The 18,690-nt window shown below is 46.9% G+C and carries 18 protein-coding genes; 11 read left to right on the top strand and 7 right to left on the bottom strand.

All coding sequences use genetic code 11. The features are described from left to right. Positions 1–91: 91 nt before the first annotated feature. Together D9X91_RS12445 and D9X91_RS12440 are read right to left on the bottom strand one after the other, a co-directional pair. The gene (locus tag D9X91_RS12445) at positions 92–793 is read right to left on the bottom strand and encodes a CpsD/CapB family tyrosine-protein kinase (RefSeq protein ID WP_121680962.1); all 702 of its coding nucleotides are present in this window, start codon (positions 791–793) and stop codon (positions 92–94) included. Beyond that, positions 783–1,526: a YveK family protein gene (locus tag D9X91_RS12440; protein WP_121680961.1), complete on the bottom strand. Its 744-nt coding sequence runs from the start codon at positions 1,524–1,526 to the stop codon at positions 783–785. Before D9X91_RS12440 ends, D9X91_RS12445 begins: the two co-directional genes overlap by 11 nt. Positions 1,527–1,722: 196 nt before the next feature. Between D9X91_RS12440 and D9X91_RS12435 the strand changes: the two genes are divergently transcribed. Beyond that, entirely contained in the window at positions 1,723–2,520 is a 798-nt protein-coding gene (locus D9X91_RS12435) for an SGNH/GDSL hydrolase family protein (protein ID WP_121680960.1), read from the top strand. Between the two features lie 68 nt (positions 2,521–2,588). Here the strand turns inward: D9X91_RS12435 and D9X91_RS12430 are convergent, their stop codons facing one another. From D9X91_RS12430 to D9X91_RS12420, 3 genes are all read right to left on the bottom strand, one after another. After that, positions 2,589–4,010, bottom strand: coding sequence for a hypothetical protein (locus D9X91_RS12430; RefSeq protein ID WP_121680959.1), 1,422 nt, complete (start codon positions 4,008–4,010; stop codon positions 2,589–2,591). A gap of 229 nt (positions 4,011–4,239) precedes the next feature. Further along, positions 4,240–5,637 carry a hypothetical protein gene (locus D9X91_RS12425; RefSeq protein WP_121680958.1) on the bottom strand — a complete coding sequence of 466 codons (1,398 nt, stop codon included), beginning with the start codon at positions 5,635–5,637 and terminating at the stop codon, positions 4,240–4,242. Beyond that, positions 5,627–6,199, bottom strand: a complete 573-nt coding sequence (locus D9X91_RS12420) for a sigma-70 family RNA polymerase sigma factor (RefSeq protein WP_121680957.1) — start codon at positions 6,197–6,199, stop codon at positions 5,627–5,629. Before D9X91_RS12420 ends, D9X91_RS12425 begins: the two co-directional genes overlap by 11 nt. 285 nt (positions 6,200–6,484) lie before the next feature. On the opposite strand from D9X91_RS12420, the gene D9X91_RS12415 reads away from it, so the two are divergent. The 10 genes from D9X91_RS12415 to D9X91_RS12370 all read left to right on the top strand — a co-directional run bounded on the left by D9X91_RS12415 (position 6,485) and on the right by D9X91_RS12370 (position 16,862). Beyond that, complete coding sequence (locus D9X91_RS12415) at positions 6,485–6,829, top strand: hypothetical protein (protein ID WP_121680956.1); 345 nt, start codon at positions 6,485–6,487, stop codon at positions 6,827–6,829. Between the two features lie 214 nt (positions 6,830–7,043). Then, a complete protein-coding gene (locus D9X91_RS12410; protein WP_121680955.1) occupies positions 7,044–7,844 on the top strand; it encodes an IclR family transcriptional regulator in 801 nt (266 codons plus the stop codon). Next, positions 7,828–8,778 carry a S66 peptidase family protein gene (locus D9X91_RS12405; RefSeq protein WP_121680954.1) on the top strand — a complete coding sequence of 317 codons (951 nt, stop codon included), beginning with the start codon at positions 7,828–7,830 and terminating at the stop codon, positions 8,776–8,778. The genes D9X91_RS12410 and D9X91_RS12405 overlap by 17 nt, the downstream gene beginning before the upstream one ends. A gap of 17 nt (positions 8,779–8,795) precedes the next feature. After that, the gene (locus tag D9X91_RS12400; RefSeq protein WP_158598303.1) at positions 8,796–10,592 is read left to right on the top strand and encodes an ABC transporter substrate-binding protein; all 1,797 of its coding nucleotides are present in this window, start codon (positions 8,796–8,798) and stop codon (positions 10,590–10,592) included. Positions 10,593–10,985: 393 nt separating this feature from the next. After that, entirely contained in the window at positions 10,986–11,960 is a 975-nt protein-coding gene (locus D9X91_RS12395; protein ID WP_121680952.1) for an ABC transporter permease, read from the top strand. 10 nt (positions 11,961–11,970) lie between these two features. Continuing rightward, positions 11,971–12,843 (top strand): ABC transporter permease, encoded by an 873-nt coding sequence (locus tag D9X91_RS12390; protein ID WP_121680951.1) that lies wholly within the window; start codon positions 11,971–11,973, stop codon positions 12,841–12,843. A gap of 3 nt (positions 12,844–12,846) precedes the next feature. Beyond that, positions 12,847–13,809, top strand: a complete 963-nt coding sequence (locus D9X91_RS12385) for an ABC transporter ATP-binding protein (RefSeq protein WP_121680950.1) — start codon at positions 12,847–12,849, stop codon at positions 13,807–13,809. Continuing rightward, a complete protein-coding gene (locus D9X91_RS12380; RefSeq protein ID WP_121680949.1) occupies positions 13,806–14,816 on the top strand; it encodes an ABC transporter ATP-binding protein in 1,011 nt (336 codons plus the stop codon). The genes D9X91_RS12385 and D9X91_RS12380 overlap by 4 nt, the downstream gene beginning before the upstream one ends. Next, the gene (locus D9X91_RS12375; RefSeq protein WP_121680948.1) at positions 14,817–15,992 is read left to right on the top strand and encodes a M20 family metallopeptidase; all 1,176 of its coding nucleotides are present in this window, start codon (positions 14,817–14,819) and stop codon (positions 15,990–15,992) included. A 42-nt stretch (positions 15,993–16,034) separates the two neighbouring features. Further along, positions 16,035–16,862, top strand: coding sequence for a creatininase family protein (locus D9X91_RS12370; RefSeq protein ID WP_121680947.1), 828 nt, complete (start codon positions 16,035–16,037; stop codon positions 16,860–16,862). A gap of 62 nt (positions 16,863–16,924) precedes the next feature. Here D9X91_RS12370 and murQ read toward each other — a convergent pair whose 3' ends face one another. Together murQ and D9X91_RS12360 are read right to left on the bottom strand one after the other, a co-directional pair. Further along, positions 16,925–17,824, bottom strand: coding sequence for an N-acetylmuramic acid 6-phosphate etherase (gene murQ / locus D9X91_RS12365; RefSeq protein ID WP_121680946.1), 900 nt, complete (start codon positions 17,822–17,824; stop codon positions 16,925–16,927). Between the two features lie 26 nt (positions 17,825–17,850). Then, a complete protein-coding gene (locus D9X91_RS12360; protein ID WP_121680945.1) occupies positions 17,851–18,687 on the bottom strand; it encodes a carbohydrate ABC transporter permease in 837 nt (278 codons plus the stop codon). Between the last annotated feature and the right edge of the window lie 3 nt (positions 18,688–18,690).

Below are 18,690 nucleotides of genomic sequence, written 5' to 3'. Positions count from 1 at the left end.
TTTATTTCCAAATCAATAGTCTTAAGTTCCTATAATCTAATACTATCAAGTTTACTTTTTTTGTAAACGGGTGTATTTTGTCGATTTTTGCCTATTTGGTAGCATAATAGTAATAATATGACGTATCTTTAGCTTTTTTGTTATTCAATACGACACCAAGCAGCTTGCTTTTCGTATTTTCGAGTATATCCTTCGCTTTTCCCGCTGCTTCCATTTCTGTCCGTCCGCTTGAAACGACCAACACCGTTCCATCACAATGGTTGGACAACACCTGACCATCCGTTACGACCAGGACAGGCGGAGTGTCGAAGAGGACGATATCAAATTGCTCATAGGCTTTTTCCAAGAAATTCTTCATCAGCCTTGAGCCCATCAGTTCTGCAGGGTTCGGCGGGATCGGACCGCTCGTCAGGATGAAAAGATCATCCACTTCCGTGGAAACTGCGGCATCTTCGATTTCCAACTGATTCGAAAGCACGTTCGTCAAGCCGCGGACATTCGTCACCCCAAATGTGTAGTGCACAGTTGGCTTTCGTAAATCCGCATCGACGAGCAGGACTTTGTTTCCTTGCTGGGCAAAGACGACGGCAAGGTTCGCGACCGTTGTCGATTTCCCGTCCCCAGGCCCTGCAGATGTGACCATGATCGATCTCATTTCCTGATCCACAGCAGAGAACTGAATATTCGTCCGGATTGTTTTATATTGCTCCGATACAGGAGATTTTGGTTCGTTCTTCGTGATCAGCTTCCGCTTATTGTTCAGCACGTCTTTCTTTGATTTCTTAGGCGCCAAAACTTTCACCCCTTACTTTCGACTTGCGCTCGGAACGCGACAATTCGTGCGTGGAGTCGGTATCCGGAATGTTCGCAATGACTCCCAATACAGGGAGCTCCAATCCCCTTTCGATATCCTGCTCGGTCTTGATTGTGTTATCCAAGTACTCTAATAGGAAGGCGAGTCCGACACCTGCCATCAGGCCGACGACAATCGCAATCGCAACATTCAGCAGCGGCTTCGGTTTGATGGGGGATTTCCCTTTCGCATCTGCTTTGGCAAGGATGCTGACATTGTCGACATTCATGATGTGTACGATGTCTGTTTGGAATACGTCTGCGATTTTATTCGCGATTGTTGCAGCTTTTTTCGGATCTGGATCCTGCACGGAAACGTTGACCACCTGCGAATCCTTTTCGCTTTGGACCGTGATTTTTCCATTTAACTGGGCAGCGGTCATGTCTAGATGTAATTGGTCGATGACTTTATCTAAGATGGCGGGACTTTTCATGATGACATTGTATGTATTAATCAATTGGAGATTTGTCTGCACTTCATTCGTGTTGTACATTGCATTTTGGTCGTTCGTCTTATTCACCAAAATCTGTGTGGACGCTTGGTAGATCGGGGTTAATACAAAGAAGCTGACAACTGCGCTGACGATTGCTGCCACAAGCGTGATCGTTGTGATAAGAGCCAATCTCTTTCTTAATGTCTGCATCAATTCTTTTAAACTGATCGTCTCTTCCATAAGTGCCTCCTAAACTATGAATAAATTGGAAATTATTGATGAATTATACCATATTACATTGTATTTTTCGTGTAACCTTGTCATAATTTTAATAGATTTGTTACAAAATGTCCTTTATTTATTAATAATAACAAATTTTTATAATTTAGGATGCCTTTTTACGTCATGGAATAAATTTCAAATGAGGTGGATATTTATGCGATTGAAGATATTACTAATCAGTGTGCTGCTCATCATTTTTGTTGGAGTCTTGGCGCTAGGGACACTTCATTGGAATGAGAGTGTGGCTGCAGCCGGATCAGAAAATGATGATGATAGAACCACCCCCTCTCTTCCGGATGATAGTCCTAATAAATTCGAATTGTCTGAACAAGAGAAACGGGCTATCATGTTGGCTAAAAATTGGTCATTGAAAGCACAGGAAGCTTTGAAGTCGAAGATGAAAAGCAATCAGCCCTTTTTGATGGGTATTGTGGGTTCACAGTCATTGGGGAAGGATGTTAACGGATGGTCGGTGCAATTGAAGACGAAAATGGAGCAGGCCTTTGGAAGCGATGTACTGCAGGTGAAGATCTTTGAGTATGATAGTATTCGGTCCAGCAAGTTTATTAAGTATAGCGATTATCAAGAGGTTGCCGATTTCAAACCGGATATGGTGCTGTTTGAGCCATTCACGTTGAATGATAATGGGTATGTGCCGGTGGAGAGTGAAGAGAAAAATTTTGAGAAGTTCCAGGCAGCGCTAGGTGATGCCGTGATGATTCTGCAGCCGCCTCATCCGATCTATCAATCTACTTACTACCCTAGGCAAGTCGCGGCGATTAAGAAATTCGCCGAGTCGAAATCTATTACGTACTTAGATCATTGGACAGCCTGGCCAGATCCGGCGACTGCGGCCGTGAAGGAAGATTTGACACCTTCGCAAAGCGCCCCGAACGAAAAAGGGCACAAACTGTGGGCGGAGTATTTGGAAAAGTATTTTATTGCTGAATGATATTGAAAAGGGTGACAGGCACCATCCATTTTCTGGATGGTGCCTGTCACCTTTTTTGTTACCTTTTTTTATATTTTCGGGGATAGCCGCTTGGTTGGTTTGTTCCATTTCATTGGCGGAAGACCGGTTTGATCGTTGTGTTCCGTGATATAGGCGTCATAGCTTTGTTGATCTACATCGATCCGGACATCGAATGTGTATTGGTTTTTGGACCAGATGGTGATGCCTCGTTTTTGATATCCTTCGGAAGTGTTGGCATTCTCAGTCACTTTTTCCATAAATTCTTTTGCGATGGCTTTTCCTTTTTCAGGGTCTATTCCGTCTTTTAAGGATAGAACAAAGCTGATATTTCCATCTTCACCGGAATAGAATGCGTCTTCGACTACAGGGTATTCTTTCATGATTGCTTGTTTTGCAGTGCCAAACCAGTTGTCATCAAACTCGACCAGGTTGTTCCAATAGTCTTCCATATTCATATAGTCGGATGGAATGGTGAAGTCCATATCTAAATTCTGCACTTCATCATTGATTTTCAATTCGGTCACATTGAGGCTTTCGATGATTTGGTTATGGTCATCGTACATTTTCAGGTCGAGCAATATTCCATTGTCCGTATCAATTGTGGCGGTAAAATGATCCTTATAGGCAAAAGGAGCATCGGGCGCTTTATTAGGCTCGGTGTTTTTGGCAGTGATTTTGACCCAATGCTCATTTTCGTTATTTTCGACGACCGTCCAGTGGAAGTTATCATTCGCCAGTGCATAGTTTCCAGGGAAAATCGGTACGGGATGAAAGTAATCAGCTGAATTGTAGATTTGCTTGGCCATTCCCTTCACCTGTTGTTTGTCATATTTTTTAATATTAGGATGCAAGTGTAGGAGCGTCTGATCCTTTAAGATGAGGCGGGAAGGATTCGTCATTACACCTTCCTTATTATGTTGGTATTCGGATACCGCTTGTAATTGGCCATTTTTCATTTCCGATTTGAATTCTCCCTGAAATAGATAGTGATGCCCTTGGGCAAGGGTGTCCTTATCGTATGCCAATATCAGCTTCTCAAACGGCTCACGCGGGGATGACCATAGCTCTTTGAATTTATTCTTCCATTGATCCGCTGTCATCGAGGGCGCTTCTGTTTGGTCGGGTGTTTCTTTTTTCGGTTGTTCCTTTACGGCTTTGTCAGGTGCCGTTTTTCCTTCGGGTTTTGAGATATTTTCTTGCCCGGATCCGGCTGGTTTCTCAGTTGTTGGTTCCGGTTTCGGTGCGGCGTTGTTTGAAGGTGCTGCCTCGATGGGCTGCATAAGATTCGACACCACTCTATTTTCATAGGCCGACTTCGTTGCTGTTGTCGGTTTGTCGGTATGGATCATTGGATAAGCGGTGATGGCCCCGATCGCCAGCACGGCTGCTCCCGCGAAGGGATATCCCCATTTCTTGTATGGAGATTTCTGCTTTCGTTCTGATCTGCTCATTTTGTTCTTTTCTTTCATGATTTCATCCCCTTTAGATCCTTGTTTCCGTGACTGTATATTTGTATGTTCCTGTGTAAGTGAAAGATGTCATGCATAAAATCGACCAATCCCTTTTTTTGCTTTATATCTTTCACCCCTTAGACGAAGCGGGGGTGAAAAGCGTCTCATAAAAATGGGTGAAATTGTAATAAATTTAAAAAGGTGACAGGCACCATCCATTTTCTGGATGGTGCCTGTCACCTTTTTCTTAATGGCTTATTATTTTATCTGGTTCTTCCCATTTCAAAAGAGGTGTGCCAGATGCGTCTTCTTTTCCGCTTCCCATTCCTTGGCATCGTATAAGGCTGTTACTGATCATGACATTCAGACCATATTGTCCTTTTCCCCAAACGGTGTTGTTGCGTGATTTATATTCTTCGGAGGCATTGGCATTGATCGTGAATTGGTCCGAGAATTCCTGCGCAATGGTTTTTTCCTTGTCTAAATCGGTATTGTCTTTAAAATTTATGGCAAAGACGAGTGCACCTCCTTCACCATAATAGGTGACATCATTGACTTCAGGGTGATTTTTTTGGATTTTCGCTTTGGCAGATTGGACCCAATTGTCATTAATTTTTACTCTTTCTTTCATGGCTTCTTCTATATTCTTATACCCTGCTGGGATGTTGAGATCAAGATTCAAGTTTCGCACTTCATTGTTTACTTTCAGTTCCGTCACATTTACATTATCAATGAGCTGATTTTGCTCATCGTACATTTTCAAATCCATCAGGATTCCGTAAGTTGTATCAACCTCTGCTGTGAAGCGGGCTTCATCCGCAAATTCGGATTGTCCTTCTTTGGGCTTGGTATTTTCTGCTGAAATTTTTATCCAATGTTCCTTTTCATTGTATCGATCAACAGTCCATTTGAACCTTTCACTGGTCAAGTCAGCTCCTGAAGGAAAGAGCGGGTATGGACTTGAGAACTCCGGTGAGTTGAAAATGTCTTTTGCCGATCCTTCCAACTTGATCACCTCATATGTCTTTGTCTCAGCATGTGGATTGAGGTCATATAAAGTGTCATTTTTAATAATACTTCCAAAGGGATCTTTAATATTTCCTACATTTTTGTTATAGCCTTCTACTCTCGCAAATATATCACCATTCCGCAATTCGCTTTTCACTTGCATTTCGTGGAAGTAATGCTCGCCGTAATTTAGACGATCCCGATTATATTTGATCAATAATTTATCAAATGGCTCACGCTCGGATGTCCAAATTTGCCTGAACTCCTGCTTCCACTCTTCTGCTGTTTTTTCATGCTTCACCGGCGGTTTTTGTTCCTGCTTCGGTTCGTCCTTATGTTCTTTTGGCATTTCTTTATCAGGGAGGATCACATGATGATCCGGATTCGGGTTTGGCTTGGGTGTTTGCTTTGCAGAATTCGGGGTCTGCTCCTTCAGCATCGGATAAGCCATGATGACGGCGATAAAAATCGCTGCTACTGCCAGGACCGGATAAAGCCATTTATTATTCAGGAAGGACTTCTTTTTTTGTTTTCGTTGAATTTTATTGATGATTTGCCGTTTTTGCGATTCGTTCGGCATTTTCGCGAATACTTCTGCATATAGTTCTTCTTTTAACCTCTGAAGTTTATCTTCCATTACCTTCTCTCCCTTCGTTCAGGTCCTTTAGCTGCTTTCGTGCCCGGTCCAGCCTTGTCCTGACGGTGGATCCGCTGATGTCTAGCAGGCTTGCGATTTCATTCGTATTGAGTTCTTCATAATAGTATAGAATGATGATTTCCCTATATTTCACCGGGAGTGATAAAACGTCCTGCGCCAGGCTGTCGTTTGATTGTTTCTCTTCTATGATTTGCTCTGGCGTTTTTTCATCATTTTGTGTAAATATATTTTGAACGAAAGAGGAAAGCTTCCTCTTTTTCCCCTCTAGACTTCTTAAGTAATCTTTGCATTGGTTGGCCGTGATGCTGAAAATCCATGTTTTCATGGACGAACGATGTTGGAACGAATCCAATTTCTCATAGATTTTAATGAAGACCTCTTGTGAGATATCCTGGGCCGCTCCCCAATCCTTCACATACGTATAAGCGAATTGTGTCACTGCCCGTTCGTACTGGTCAATCAAGCTTTCCAGCATCGCTGCTGCATCCAGCTCCACATCTGCCCCCTTGCTTAACCCGCTGCTTTGCATAGCGCTGAACAATCCCTTCACTTCCTTTTTTGATCTCTGACCCTTAGACGCATCATCCAAGAAAACCGTCTCAAAAAAGGGAATTTTTTAAAGTTTCGTAGGTCACGTGGTATGTATCGGGTTGTATAGGGTGACAGGCACCATCCAGAAAGTGGATGGTGCCTGTCACCCTATAAATTTCCATTCTTTTCAATCTTATCAAGTATTACAATGCGTGTAAGTATATGGAAGAGATTTTGTTTGTGGTAATATCTGTAACAAGGTGGCTTCAATAATATCGACTAGGGAGGATGGAACATGAAAAGAAACTCTTTACCTGTTTATTTTCTTATATTCATCATTAATGCCTTAATTGTGTTTGCTTTAGTTGTGCTGTTATTTTCCTTTTTCGCTCAACAATTGCAAAGCGCTTTTCCGGATTTTTATTTTCATCTTTTCTCAAACCTTGATGTATGGGTGATCCTTATCAGCTTGATTGTCGCTGTACCAGTGACGTACGTATTCCACAGGATGCGTTTGGCACCAAAACGACTATTCTATCTCATTGGATTTCAGCTGCTTCTTCTTATATGCTTGTTAGCCATCATCTATTTCAATCTCAATTTATTAAACAGGCTAATATGGCGGCCATTGGAAGATTAATATGTTGAATAAAAAGATAACTAAAAAGGTGACAGGCACCATCCAAAAATTGGATGGTGCCTGTCACCTTTTCATGATCTTTTCACTTAAATATCAAATAAATTCAGAAAATTTAGAGGATTGTCTGCATTTTTGTTGAAGTAGGTTAATATGCTAAAAATGAAAACGTGTTTCCGCTGTACGGAAACACTGATATCGAAAGGCAGGTGAAACAGTGACAGAGAATCGAATTCGAGCGGTCGAGCGGGCATTCGACATCATTGAATGCTTCACGAATCGTGATCAGGAGCTCTCCCTTAAGGAGATCTCGACCCGGACGGACCTGGCGCTCGCGGTTGTGCACCGGAATCTGCAGACCTTGACGGCGCGGAGGTATTTGGAGCAGGACAGCAGCACCGGCAAGTATCGATTGGGCATACAATTTGTCCGCATCGCCGGGGTCGTCATCCAAGGGTACAACCTGATCCAAAAGGCCACCCCGCATCTGCAGAAATTATCGAGCCAGACGGAAATGAACATCAACCTGAGCATTTATGACGAAGGAGAAGCGCTTTGCCTCATCAACTTTGAATCCTTTCATCATTTCGGCTATGAAATCAAGGTCGGACAAAAGATCCCGATCTATGCCGGCGCTTTATCCAAGGTGATCCTTGCTTACCTACCCCAAAGAGAAATCGACATCTTAACGACAGACCTCAAAACATACACACCGATCACCATTTCCCAAAAAGAAGAACTTTTACAGGACTTGAACGACATCAGGGAAAAAGGCTATTCAAAATCAGAAGGAGAGCTTGCCCTTGGGGTGCTGGCCTTCGCGGCGCCGGTCTTCAACTATGAAGATAAAATGGTCGCCGGCATCGCCATTTCCGGACCGAAGCACTATTTTACCGAAGAAAAGAAAGCGGAATTCCTGGAGCTTCTCCTGATGGCCGCGCATGATATTTCCAACAGCCTTGGAGGGAAGCAAAAAATTCTAGAATGGAATGGAGCAGATAATGAAAATAAAGCCTAAGAAACTGGAAAAAGGACAGACAGTGGGCATTATCGCCCCCGCAAGCCCCTTGTATAACCGCAGCGATTTGACGAGAGGAATCCAAACCCTTGAAGAGTGGGGATTCCGTGTCAAAGTCGGGAAAAATGTGAACAACAAATACGAATACTTGGCAGGTACCGATCAAGAGCGTGCCCATGATTTCAATGAGATGTTCGCCGATCCCGAAGTCGATGCGATATTCGTCACCCAAGGCGGATATGGTTCCGCCAGGATGATGAGGTATATCGATTTCGAGCTCGTCCGCCAAAACCCCAAAATCTTCATTGGCTATAGTGACATCACTTCCCTTCACTTGGCCATTCATAAATTCACAAATCTTGTTACCTTCCACGGACCCGGAATGGCTGGATTCAATCCGGAAGATCTTTCTGAATACCGCAAGGACCACCTATTCAAGGCGTTGACAAAGGAAGAACCCATCGGGGAAATCTCGCTTTCCGACAAGAAAAAGTGGATCAATATCATCAACAAGGGGGACGCAGAAGGAGAACTTGTCGGCGGTAATCTTTCTCTTGTATGTGCCTCTTTGGGAACCCCATTCGAAATCGATACAAAGGGGAAAATTTTGTTCCTTGAGGAGGTTTGGACGGAGCCTTGGATCCTCGACCATTCCTTCACACATCTCCTGAATGCCGGAAAATTGCAGGAAGCGGCCGGCATTGTCATCGGGGAATGCACCAACTGTGAGCCATTCAAGCATAATCCAGGGTTCCATGTCACGTTCAGTCTAGAGGATATTCTTTACGAATTTTTAGAGCCGTTGAAGATCCCTGCCATCCACGGACTGCCGATCGGCCATACGAAAGATTTGGCGACCTTGCCAATCGGCGTCGGTGCACGGCTTGAAGCAACAAATGGAAAACTCTTTGTCACGGAAACAGGGGTATCTTAATGAGGGGGAAAATGAGGATGAAAAATAAGATTGCCATTATGATTATGTGTTTACTACTTTTTTCAACTTTCAGCTCATTCGCGAGCATGACGACGAAAGCCGCAGATCCCGTCACCTTGAAGGTCGGTTGGACGGCAGAGCCGGACAGCATCAGCCCGTTCATCGCCTACAGCATTTCGTCCACGGAAATTTTCAAGCTGATTTATGACCCATTGGTTGCCTTCAACGACAAGGTCGAGCCGGAAGGAAGACTCGCGAAAAGCTGGGACGTCAGCGACGATCACCTGACGTGGACCTTCCATCTGCAAAAAGATGTGAAATGGCATGACGGCGTCCCATTCACTTCCAAGGATGTCAAGTTCACCTACGAAACGATCCAGAAGAGCGGATTGGGTCTATATGCCGGCTATTTGGATGGCATCACGTCCATTGAAACGCCTGATGATTATACGGTCGTCATCAAGACGAAGGATCCAAAGGCGAACATGCTGCAAATGACGACCCCGATCCTGCCGGAACACATTTGGAAAGATGTATCGATGAAGGATTTGGAAAAATGGCCGAATGACAAGCCGATCGGGACCGGTCCTTTCAAATTTGAAGAGTTCAAGAAAGGCGAATATATCAAGCTATCAAAAAATGAAGATTATTTTTATCAAAAACCTCACATCGACGAACTCGTTTTCGTTCTTTATGCCAACAATGACACGATGGTTCAATCACTGAAAAAAGGCGAAATCGATGCATCGATCAACATCAATGCCAATCAAGTGAAGCCCCTTTCAGCGGATGATTCCATCGACGTTGCCACAGCATCCACACATGGATTCACGGAGCTTGCCATCAATACTTGGGGGGATCCAAAGTCGAAAGGAAATCCACTTTTAAAAGACAAAAGCATCCGCCAAGCCATCAGCTACGCGCTGGATAAAAAGAAAATCATCGATGTCGCGTACTCCGGGCAAGGGACTCCGGGCACCACGCTGATCCCTCCAAGCCTGGACTTCTGGCATTACAAGCCGACCAAGGACGAATTGAGAGAATTCGATGCCGATAGAGCGAAAAAAATGCTCGATGATGCCGGCTACAAAGATACCGACAATGACGGGATCCGCGAAAGCTCCGACGGGAAGAAACTGAAGTTCCGTTTATATTTAAGGGCTGATACAGCGGAAGAAGTCCGCGCAGGGCAAATGATCCAAAGCATGCTGAAGAATGTCGGCATCGCCATCGATATCGACACAGTCGATGACGGCTTGCTCTCGGATAAGATCTACGACAATGCCAATTTCGATATGTTCATCTGGGGCTGGGGAACGGATGCAGATCCGACCACAATTTTGCGGGTTATGTCTACTTCGCAAATCGGTAATTTAAGTGATTCCTATTATTCCAACAGCGAATACGACAAACTGCTCGAACAGCAGGCGACCATTCTCGACCGCCAAAAGCGGCAGGAAGTCGTCGATCGCATGCAGGAGATCCTTTATGACGAAGCACCTTATATCATCTTGACATATGACAACGCCCTTCAAGCCGTCCGCACCGACAAATGGGACGGATGGACAAAAGTAAGGGGCACCTATTTCTATTCCTTCAATAACAGCAACTATTTAAACGTCAAACCAAAAACCGAAAGCGCCGCTGCCAAGGAAGACACGAAAGCAAGCTCATCTTCCTCAAGCACAAGCAAAGACAGCAGCAGCTCAACAACCGCAGTCGTATCCATCATTGTAGGCGTCATCGTCATCGGACTCATTGTCTTCTTATTCGCAAGACGGAGAAAAGGTACGACGATTGATGATGATATGTAATCACTGAAAGAATTAGGGGCTCGGTGAGATCTCTAGAGGGAATCACCAGCTTACAATAGGTTGATTGGAGCAGAAGGTGCGAGACTCCAGGGGGATCAGCGGGACAGTTGAGACCCCGCAGCGAAGCCGAGGAGATAATAGGTGGATGTTCGATAAAGTTCGGCACGTCCATGTGCCAACATCGAACGACCTCACATCGTGTGAGGCCCCCCGGAAAGCGAGCATCCTTCTGCGGAAATCAACCTGCACTCTATTTTTATTTATGCAAAATACGCCTTCAAAAAATACTCTATTAAAAATTTGGTTCATGGCGGCAAGGGGATCAAGAGCGGTCCCCTGCCCCATCGACCAGCAAGGAAATAGAGTCCACAAACAAAGGGTGATAACAAGATCATGCAAAAACTTTATATGCTCAAGAAGTTCATTCAGTCCTTGTTTACGATCTTTGTCGTGATCATATTCAACTTCTTTTTATTCAGGGTCATGCCGGGGAATCCCCTCTCAACCATCATGAGGAACCCGAACGCCTCGGAACAGGCGATCGAGAAAATCAAAAAGCTGTTCGGGATCGACCAGCCGATGTATGTGCAGCTGTACCTTTACTTCAAGCAGCTCTTTCACGGCGACCTCGGGATGTCCTTCATGTTCAAGCAGCCCGTCATCCAGGTGATCGGGGAAAAGCTCTTCCCTACGATTCTATTGGTCGGCGTGGCAACGATCCTCGCGATCGTCGTCGGGATTTACATCGGAATCGTGGCCGCTTCCCGCCGGGGACAGAAAATCGATGTCATTTCGCTGACACTCTCCCTTTTCACTTATTCGATGCCGACATTTTGGCTCGGGATCGTCCTGATCATCTTTTTAAGCGTCTCCTTGAATCTATTCCCGACAAGCGGGATGGCGACGCCGGGCAAAGTGTTTTCGAGCTCGTTCGGCCATATGCTGGATGTCGCCAAGCACCTCTTCTTGCCGGCATTGACGCTCAGCTTGGTGCTGGTCGGGCAATTCGTGTTGATCATGCGGAATTCATTGCTTGATGTGTTTACCGAAGACTATATCACGACGGCCCGTGCGAAGGGATTTTCTGAAAAGCTTGTGACAAGGAAACATGCGGTGCCGAATGCGATGCTTCCGATGGTGACGATCATCGCCATCAATATCGGATTCATGATTGCCGGCGCGATTCAAATCGAAACGGTCTTTTCCTGGCCGGGACTCGGCAGGCTCATGTACGAAGCGTTGAACAACCGCGACTACCCATTGCTTCAAGGAATCTTTTTGATCGTCAGCATCTGTGTCGTTCTGGCCAATTTCATCGCTGATATCATTTATGGTTTCTTAGATCCACGGATAAAAAGCAGTACGTAGGAGAATGATGATGGATTATAAAAAAACAAATTTTATCAAACAAACCAGTCGATTATTCAAGACGTTTATCACAAATAAAATGGGATTGGCAGGGCTTTGTTTGTTGGGATTCTTTGTCCTGATGGCCATTTTCGGCCCCTTATTATACCCATACGATCCGAAGAATTACGGGGTCGGCCCCATTTTCAGCCCCCCTGCCCATTCCTTTTGGCTCGGAACGGATGATATGGGGAGGGACGTGCTGGGAGCAGTCATTTCCGGTGCGAGGATTTCGATTCTCGTCGGCGTGCTCTCCACCCTTCTCTCCATGATCATCGGGACGCTCGTCGGGATTGCATCGGGCTATTACGGGGGACGGGCGGATTCCGTATTGATGAGATTGACGGATATTTTTCTCGTCATCCCATGGCTCCCGCTCGCATTGGTACTGACAGCCATTTTAGGCGCGAGTTTGTGGAACATCATCCTCGTCATCGGCTTGACGAGCTGGCCTGGGACTGCCCGCATTGTCCGTTCACAAACGTTGACATTGCGTGAACGGCAATTCGTCGAACGGGCGAAAGCGATCGGATCGAGCCCAGGGTATATCATGCGGAAGCATATCCTGCCGAATGTGTTCCCGCTGATTTTTGCCAATACGGTGCTTGTATCAGCGATTGCGATTTTATCGGAGACGACATTGAGCTTTTTAGGAATGGGGGATACGACGACGCCGAGCTGGGGCATGATGCTCCACTACGCATTCGAATCGGGTGCAGCAAGCCTCGGTGCCTATTGGTACTTGATCCCGCCTGGGCTTTGCGTCGTGCTGACCGTTCTCGGGTTCACTTTTATCGGCTACGCCTTTGATGAAATATTCAACCCAAAACTACAGAGGAGATAAACGATGAGTCTATTAGAAGTGCAAGATCTAACCACACAATTCCAGACAAAAAAAGGCGTCGTAACAGCCGTCGACGGGGTCAGCTTCGAGCTTGAAGAAGGCGAAGCGATCGGGCTGGTCGGTGAATCGGGGTGCGGCAAAACCACGACGGCCTTATCGATCACAAGACTTCTGCCCGACAACGGCCGGGTCATCGGCGGTTCGGTCCGGATGGACGGGAAAGATCTTCTGTCATTAAGCGAAAATCAAATGCGGCGCCATCGATGGAACGATATCGCCATCGCCTTTCAAGGGGCGATGAATGCCTTGAATCCCGTCATGAAAGTTGGCGATCAAGTCATCGAATCGATCATGTATCACCACGGGAAGTCCTATGCCGCCGCACGGAAAAGGACAAAGGAATTATTTGAACTGGTCGAAATCGATCCAAAGCGGATTGACCAATACCCTCACGAATTCAGCGGCGGGATGAAGCAGCGTGCCATGATTGCGATGTCGCTGGCATGCGACCCGAAAATCTTGATCGGGGATGAACCGACGACCGCACTGGATGTCATGGTTCAGGCACAGATTCTCGATTTGCTGGAACGTTTGCGCAAGGAGCTGAAGATGGCGATGATTTTGATCACCCATGATCTCTCGGTGATGAGCGACACGTGCGACAAAGCGGCCGTCATGTATGGTGGGAAGATTGTCGAAATCGGCAGCGTTCAGCAGATCATCGAGAATGGCACCCATCCTTATACGAAAAAATTGATCAGCTCTTTTCCCAATATGAAAGGCAAAAGAGTGCTGCCTGAATCGATCCCCGGCACCCCGCCTGATTTATCAGAACCTCCCTCCGGCTGTTATTTCCACGATCGCTGTGCATTCGCTGAAGAAAGGTGCAGATCTGCGATTCCGAAGCTGGAAATGGTGGGAGCAGGTCATTTTGCAGCCTGTCATAGAAAGGAAGAGTTAGCATGAACGAGCTATTGACCGTCAAAAATCTGAAAGTGAAATATGATCTCCATCAAAGCTGGTTCAAGGAGCTGTTCAGCAAGGAAAAAAGCTATGTCAAAGCGGTCGATGGCGTAGACTTCACGATTCATAAAGGTGAAATCCTGACACTTGTCGGTGAAAGCGGGAGCGGAAAGACGACCACCGGCAAAGCGATCCTGCAGCTTTTGGATAACGTGGAGGGCGATATCGAGTTTAACGGCACTTCCCTTCCGACGAAAGAGAAAAAGGTGTTAAAGGGATTTCGCCAGGATGCACAAATGATCTATCAGGATCCCTATCAATCTTTGAATCCGAAAGACCGCGTTTTTGATATTGTTGCAGAACCTTTGGTCGTCAACAAGATGGCCCGCTCTGAACAAGAAAAGGAAGAAAAGGTGAAGACAGCGCTTGAATCGTCGGGTTTGAAGCCGGCTGAAAAATATTTGGCCAAATATCCCCATGAGCTGAGCGGCGGTCAAAGGCAGCGCGTTGCCATCGCGGCAGCCTTGATCTTGAATCCAAAATTGATCATCGCCGACGAGCCGGTTTCGATGCTGGATATGTCCGTCCGCTCCGACATCCTGCGGGTATTGATCCAATTGCGCGATCATAAGGACATATCTTATTTGTTCATCACCCATGACCTTTCCCTTGCCTGGCTCATCTCCGACCGGATTGCCATCATGTATTTGGGTAAAATCGTCGAGGTCGGGAGCTATGACAAGATCATGAACGCGAGCCTGCACCCGTATACAAAGGCGCTCATCAACGTGATGCCGCGATTGGAAGTGAAGAAGAAAAGGGAAAAGCGCCTCACTCTGACAGGCGAGACACCCGATCCATCCAATGTTCCTTCGGGGTGCCGCTTCCATCCGCGCTGTCCATTTGCACAGGAAAAGTGCAAGCAATCCGAGCCATCGATCCGCGACTTCGGCGATGGACACCATGTGGCCTGCCACTTTGTCGAGGAACTGAAAGAGGAGGTTAGTTGAATGAAGATATTGGAGCAATTAAGATTTGCGATTGCAGAGGAAAAGGAGAATTTGATCCGTTTAAGCAAAAGCATCCAGCAGAACCCCGAACTGGGAGGCAGCGAATATTTCGCGTCCAAGCTGCTGTGTGATTATTTAGAGGAACAAGGATTTGACGTACAGCGCGGTGTGGGTGAATTCGAGACGGCATTCGTTGCCTCTTATCAACGTGGTGAAGGTGGCTTTCACGCTGCTTTTTGCGCAGAGTACGATGCCCTTCCGGATGTCGGCCATGCGTGCGGACACAATTTGATCGGGGTGGCGAGCGTTGCGGCCGGTGTCGCCCTCTCCAAGGTGGACATCGATCTCCCTTGTAAAATCACCGTGATCGGCACACATGATGAAGAAGGCATCGGCGGGAAGATCGATTTGATCAATGAAGGCATCTTTGACAAGGTGGACATGGCGATGATGTTCCACCCTGGCTACGACACGATCATTGACGTAAAGTCGTTGGCTTTTAAAAGCTTTGATTTTATCTTCCACGGACAGAACGCACACGCCGCATCGGAGCCATGGCTCGGACGGAACGCACTGGACGGGGTTTCGCTCACCTTCCATGCCGTCAATTGTCTGCGGCAGCATGTCAAACCGGATGTGAGGATACACGGGATCATCAAAGAAGGCGGAAAGGTGACCAATGTCGTCCCCCACCGGGCCGTGGCGGAATTTTGTATCCGTTCAGAGGATAATGTGTATCTCCAGGAAGTCGTCGATCGAGTCATCGATTGTGCGAAGGGTGCCGCGATCTCGAGCGGGACAGAGCTCGAAATCCAGCAAGTCGGTCATCCGTATGACGCGATGGTCAGCAATCAGGCATTGGTCGAGTTGTTCAAACAATCTCTGGACGACCTGGACTTCGTCAACCTTGCCAAGCATAAAGAAGGCATGGGCTCGATCGACATGGGGAATGTCAGCAGGGTCGTCCCTTCGATCCATCCTGTCTTATCGCTTACCGATCAATTGGTTCCGGGCCATACAAAGGAATTTGCTGATTTATGCAATTCCGATAAAGCCTATGAAACGATGCTGCTCGCTGGCGAAGCGATGGCCTTGACGACATGGCACGTTTTGCAGGACCCGAAGCTTCAGAAAAAGATCAAAGATGAATTTGCTCATTCTTTTGCACACGCATAATCCAATCCAAGAGGAAATTTCTTAAGGGAAGGTTGTTTTAAAATGAAGACGGATAAATATCGATTTGGTGAAATGACTTGGCCGGAAATCAAGCAGGTCGTGAAGGAAGAACGGGTTGCCGTCGTTCCTGTCGCGATGATCGAAGAACACGGGCATCACCTTCCCGTAGATACAGATCTAGTATTAGCCAATGAAATCTGTGAACGCGCAGGCAGGAAAATCCCCTATGAAATGGTGGTCGTTCCCGCCATCAATCATGGGTATGCCCCCCATCAAATGGACTTTCCAGGGGTGATTTCCATCAGCAGCGACACGTTCATCAGATATGTCGTGGATGTATGCAACAGCCTCGCCCATCAAGGGTTCAAAAAGATTCTCCTGTTCAATGGGCACGGCAGCAACGTTTCCTTGCTGAAGGTCGCGGCACGGCAGACCATCCTGGACTATCCTGATGTGCAGTGCGCTTCGATCTCACACTGGGATCTCGAGCCTGTCGTCAAGCTGTCGGCTGAAATCCGCGAGTCGGAGAACCCCGGCGGCATCAACCATGCCTGCGAGCTCGAAACATCCATGTACTTGGCCATCCATGAGGACTTGGTGCAAATGGATAAAGCCGTCCGCGACATCGATAAATATCAAATGTCCAAATACTTTTGGCTTGACCTCGTCGGCACCGGGGAAGGCAGACCGGTCGTCATGGTCCCTTATTGGAGCTCCATCTCCGAAACCGGCACACTCGGCGACCCTACCTCCTCCACCAAAGAAAAAGGCGAAAAACTAATGGACGCAGCCGTCGACGGCCTCATCGAATTCATCCAAATCTACAAAGAACGAGAACCCAACCCGCCAAGAGTCAACCACCACGAATGAAGAAAAAAGGTGACAGGCACCATCCAGAAAATGGATGGTGCCTGTCACCTTTTAAAAACCTTTTAGATTCCTTCAAGCGCGTGGTAGACAAAGCCGTTTGCTTCGCGGAGGAGGGATTCTGCTGTTGGTTTGCTGCATTTCGTTTTGTGCATGATGATGGCGGCTTTCAGGTTGCCTCCTGCCCGATCGAATAGTTCTTTGGCTTCGTCCGGGGTGCATCCTGATGCCAATTGGATGATGCGTTTGGCGCGGTCGACCAGCTTCTGGTTGGTGGGCTGGACATCGACCATGAGATTTTCGTATACTTTGCCCATTTTGATCATCGAGGCGGTCGTGAGCATGTTAAGGACGAGCTTTTGCGCGGTCCCGGCCTTCATGCGCGTCGAACCCATGATGACCTCTGGCCCGACCTCGACATTGATTTGGTGGTCGCTGTATTCGTTCATCGCTGCATTCCGGTTGCAGGAAAAGGAAACGGTTTTAGCCCCTCGTTCCCCTGCTTCCTTCAGCGCCCCGATCACATAAGGCGTCCTGCCGCTCGCCGCGATCCCGACGATGATGTCACGGCTGTCTACTTCTTTTGCCGCAATGTCCTTTCTTCCAAGCTCCTCGTTATCCTCTGCCCCTTCGACTGCCGTCAAAATGGCGGGTGGCCCGCCGGCGATCAGGCCCTGGACCATATCGGGTCCGGTCCCGAACGTCGGCGGACACTCCGAAGCATCCAGGATCCCGAGTCGGCCGCTCGTCCCAGCCCCGACATATAGGAGCCTGCCCCCTTTTTGGAAGGCGCCGACGATGGCATCGACCACCATCGAAATTTTTGGGATCTCTTCCTTCACCTTCGCTGCCACCGTTTCATCGTGCTTATTGATGGAGTAAAGTATATTTTCGGTTGTTTGCCGATCGATATATTTGGTTTCGTTATCTCTTCTTTCTGTCGCTAATCGATTCAACACTTCCATAACATATGCTCTCTCTCCCTGAAATTTTATTTCATCGCTCCTGCCGTCAAGCCTTCAATGAATTGCTTCGACATCACGAAGAAGACGATCACGACCGGTATGATGGATAGCGCAAGTGCCGCAAACAACAAGCTCCAGTCCGTTGTATACTCGCCGAAGAAATTCGATATCCCGACCGGGACGGTGTATAGACTTTCATCCTTGATCAAGATGTACGGGAAGAAAAAGTCGTTCCAATAGGACATGAAATTGAAAATGGCTACCGTCGACAATGCTGGCCGGACTAACGGAAGCATGATTTTATAATAGATCTGGAAGGAATTCGCCCCTTCGATCCGAGCCGCCTCCACCATTTCATCCGGGATGCTTTTGAAAAAGGTGTACAAAATGAAAATGGAGAAGGAAAGCCCGCTTGCGACATACACCAGAATCAGCCCGGTATACGTATCGAGCAGTCCAAGGTCGCGGATCAAAATATAAAGCGGAATGATCGCCAGCCTGATCGGCAGCATCAAGCCCAATAGGAATAGGAAGTAAATGACGAAGCTCCCTTTGAATTTGAAGCGGGCCAATACATACGCTGCCAACGAAGCGATCAACAGGACCAGAAATACGGATATCGCCGTGACGAAAATGCTGTTTTTAAAATAAACACCAAAATTGGCTTCATTCCAGGCATTGATATAGTTGGTGAAAGAAAATGATTTTGGCAGGCCGTATGGTGACGCAAAGATTTCACTCGTCGATTTGAATGAGTTGAATATGACCAGGATCGCTGGATAGACCACCGTCAATGAATACGCGATCAATAAGAGGTGGACGACGATCCAATTGAATTTGATTTTCTTAGATAAGCTATTCATCTA

It is taken from the genome of Falsibacillus albus (genome assembly GCF_003668575.1).
Lineage (GTDB): Bacteria > Bacillota > Bacilli > Bacillales > DSM-25281 > Falsibacillus > Falsibacillus albus.
Note: the sequence above shows the minus strand (reverse complement) of the source record. Positions and strands in the feature narration are given on the sequence as shown.

What these genes read in the sequence shown, in the direction of transcription:
- D9X91_RS12440 (WP_121680961.1), bottom strand. Translation starts at nt 1,526, where the DNA reads ATGGAAGAGACGATCAGTTTAAAAGAATTGATGCAGACATTAAGAAAG.
- D9X91_RS12435 (WP_121680960.1), top strand. Translation starts at nt 1,723, where the DNA reads ATGCGATTGAAGATATTACTAATCAGTGTGCTGCTCATCATTTTTGTT.
- D9X91_RS12430 (WP_121680959.1), bottom strand. Translation starts at nt 4,010, where the DNA reads ATGAAAGAAAAGAACAAAATGAGCAGATCAGAACGAAAGCAGAAATCT.
- D9X91_RS12425 (WP_121680958.1), bottom strand. Translation starts at nt 5,637, where the DNA reads ATGGAAGATAAACTTCAGAGGTTAAAAGAAGAACTATATGCAGAAGTA.
- D9X91_RS12415 (WP_121680956.1), top strand. Translation starts at nt 6,485, where the DNA reads ATGAAAAGAAACTCTTTACCTGTTTATTTTCTTATATTCATCATTAAT.
- D9X91_RS12405 (WP_121680954.1), top strand. Translation starts at nt 7,828, where the DNA reads ATGAAAATAAAGCCTAAGAAACTGGAAAAAGGACAGACAGTGGGCATT.
- D9X91_RS12400 (WP_158598303.1), top strand. Translation starts at nt 8,796, where the DNA reads ATGAAAAATAAGATTGCCATTATGATTATGTGTTTACTACTTTTTTCA.
- D9X91_RS12395 (WP_121680952.1), top strand. Translation starts at nt 10,986, where the DNA reads ATGCAAAAACTTTATATGCTCAAGAAGTTCATTCAGTCCTTGTTTACG.
- D9X91_RS12390 (WP_121680951.1), top strand. Translation starts at nt 11,971, where the DNA reads ATGGATTATAAAAAAACAAATTTTATCAAACAAACCAGTCGATTATTC.
- D9X91_RS12385 (WP_121680950.1), top strand. Translation starts at nt 12,847, where the DNA reads ATGAGTCTATTAGAAGTGCAAGATCTAACCACACAATTCCAGACAAAA.
- D9X91_RS12380 (WP_121680949.1), top strand. Translation starts at nt 13,806, where the DNA reads ATGAACGAGCTATTGACCGTCAAAAATCTGAAAGTGAAATATGATCTC.
- D9X91_RS12375 (WP_121680948.1), top strand. Translation starts at nt 14,817, where the DNA reads ATGAAGATATTGGAGCAATTAAGATTTGCGATTGCAGAGGAAAAGGAG.
- D9X91_RS12370 (WP_121680947.1), top strand. Translation starts at nt 16,035, where the DNA reads ATGAAGACGGATAAATATCGATTTGGTGAAATGACTTGGCCGGAAATC.
- murQ (WP_121680946.1), bottom strand. Translation starts at nt 17,824, where the DNA reads ATGGAAGTGTTGAATCGATTAGCGACAGAAAGAAGAGATAACGAAACC.
- D9X91_RS12360 (WP_121680945.1), bottom strand. Translation starts at nt 18,687, where the DNA reads ATGAATAGCTTATCTAAGAAAATCAAATTCAATTGGATCGTCGTCCAC.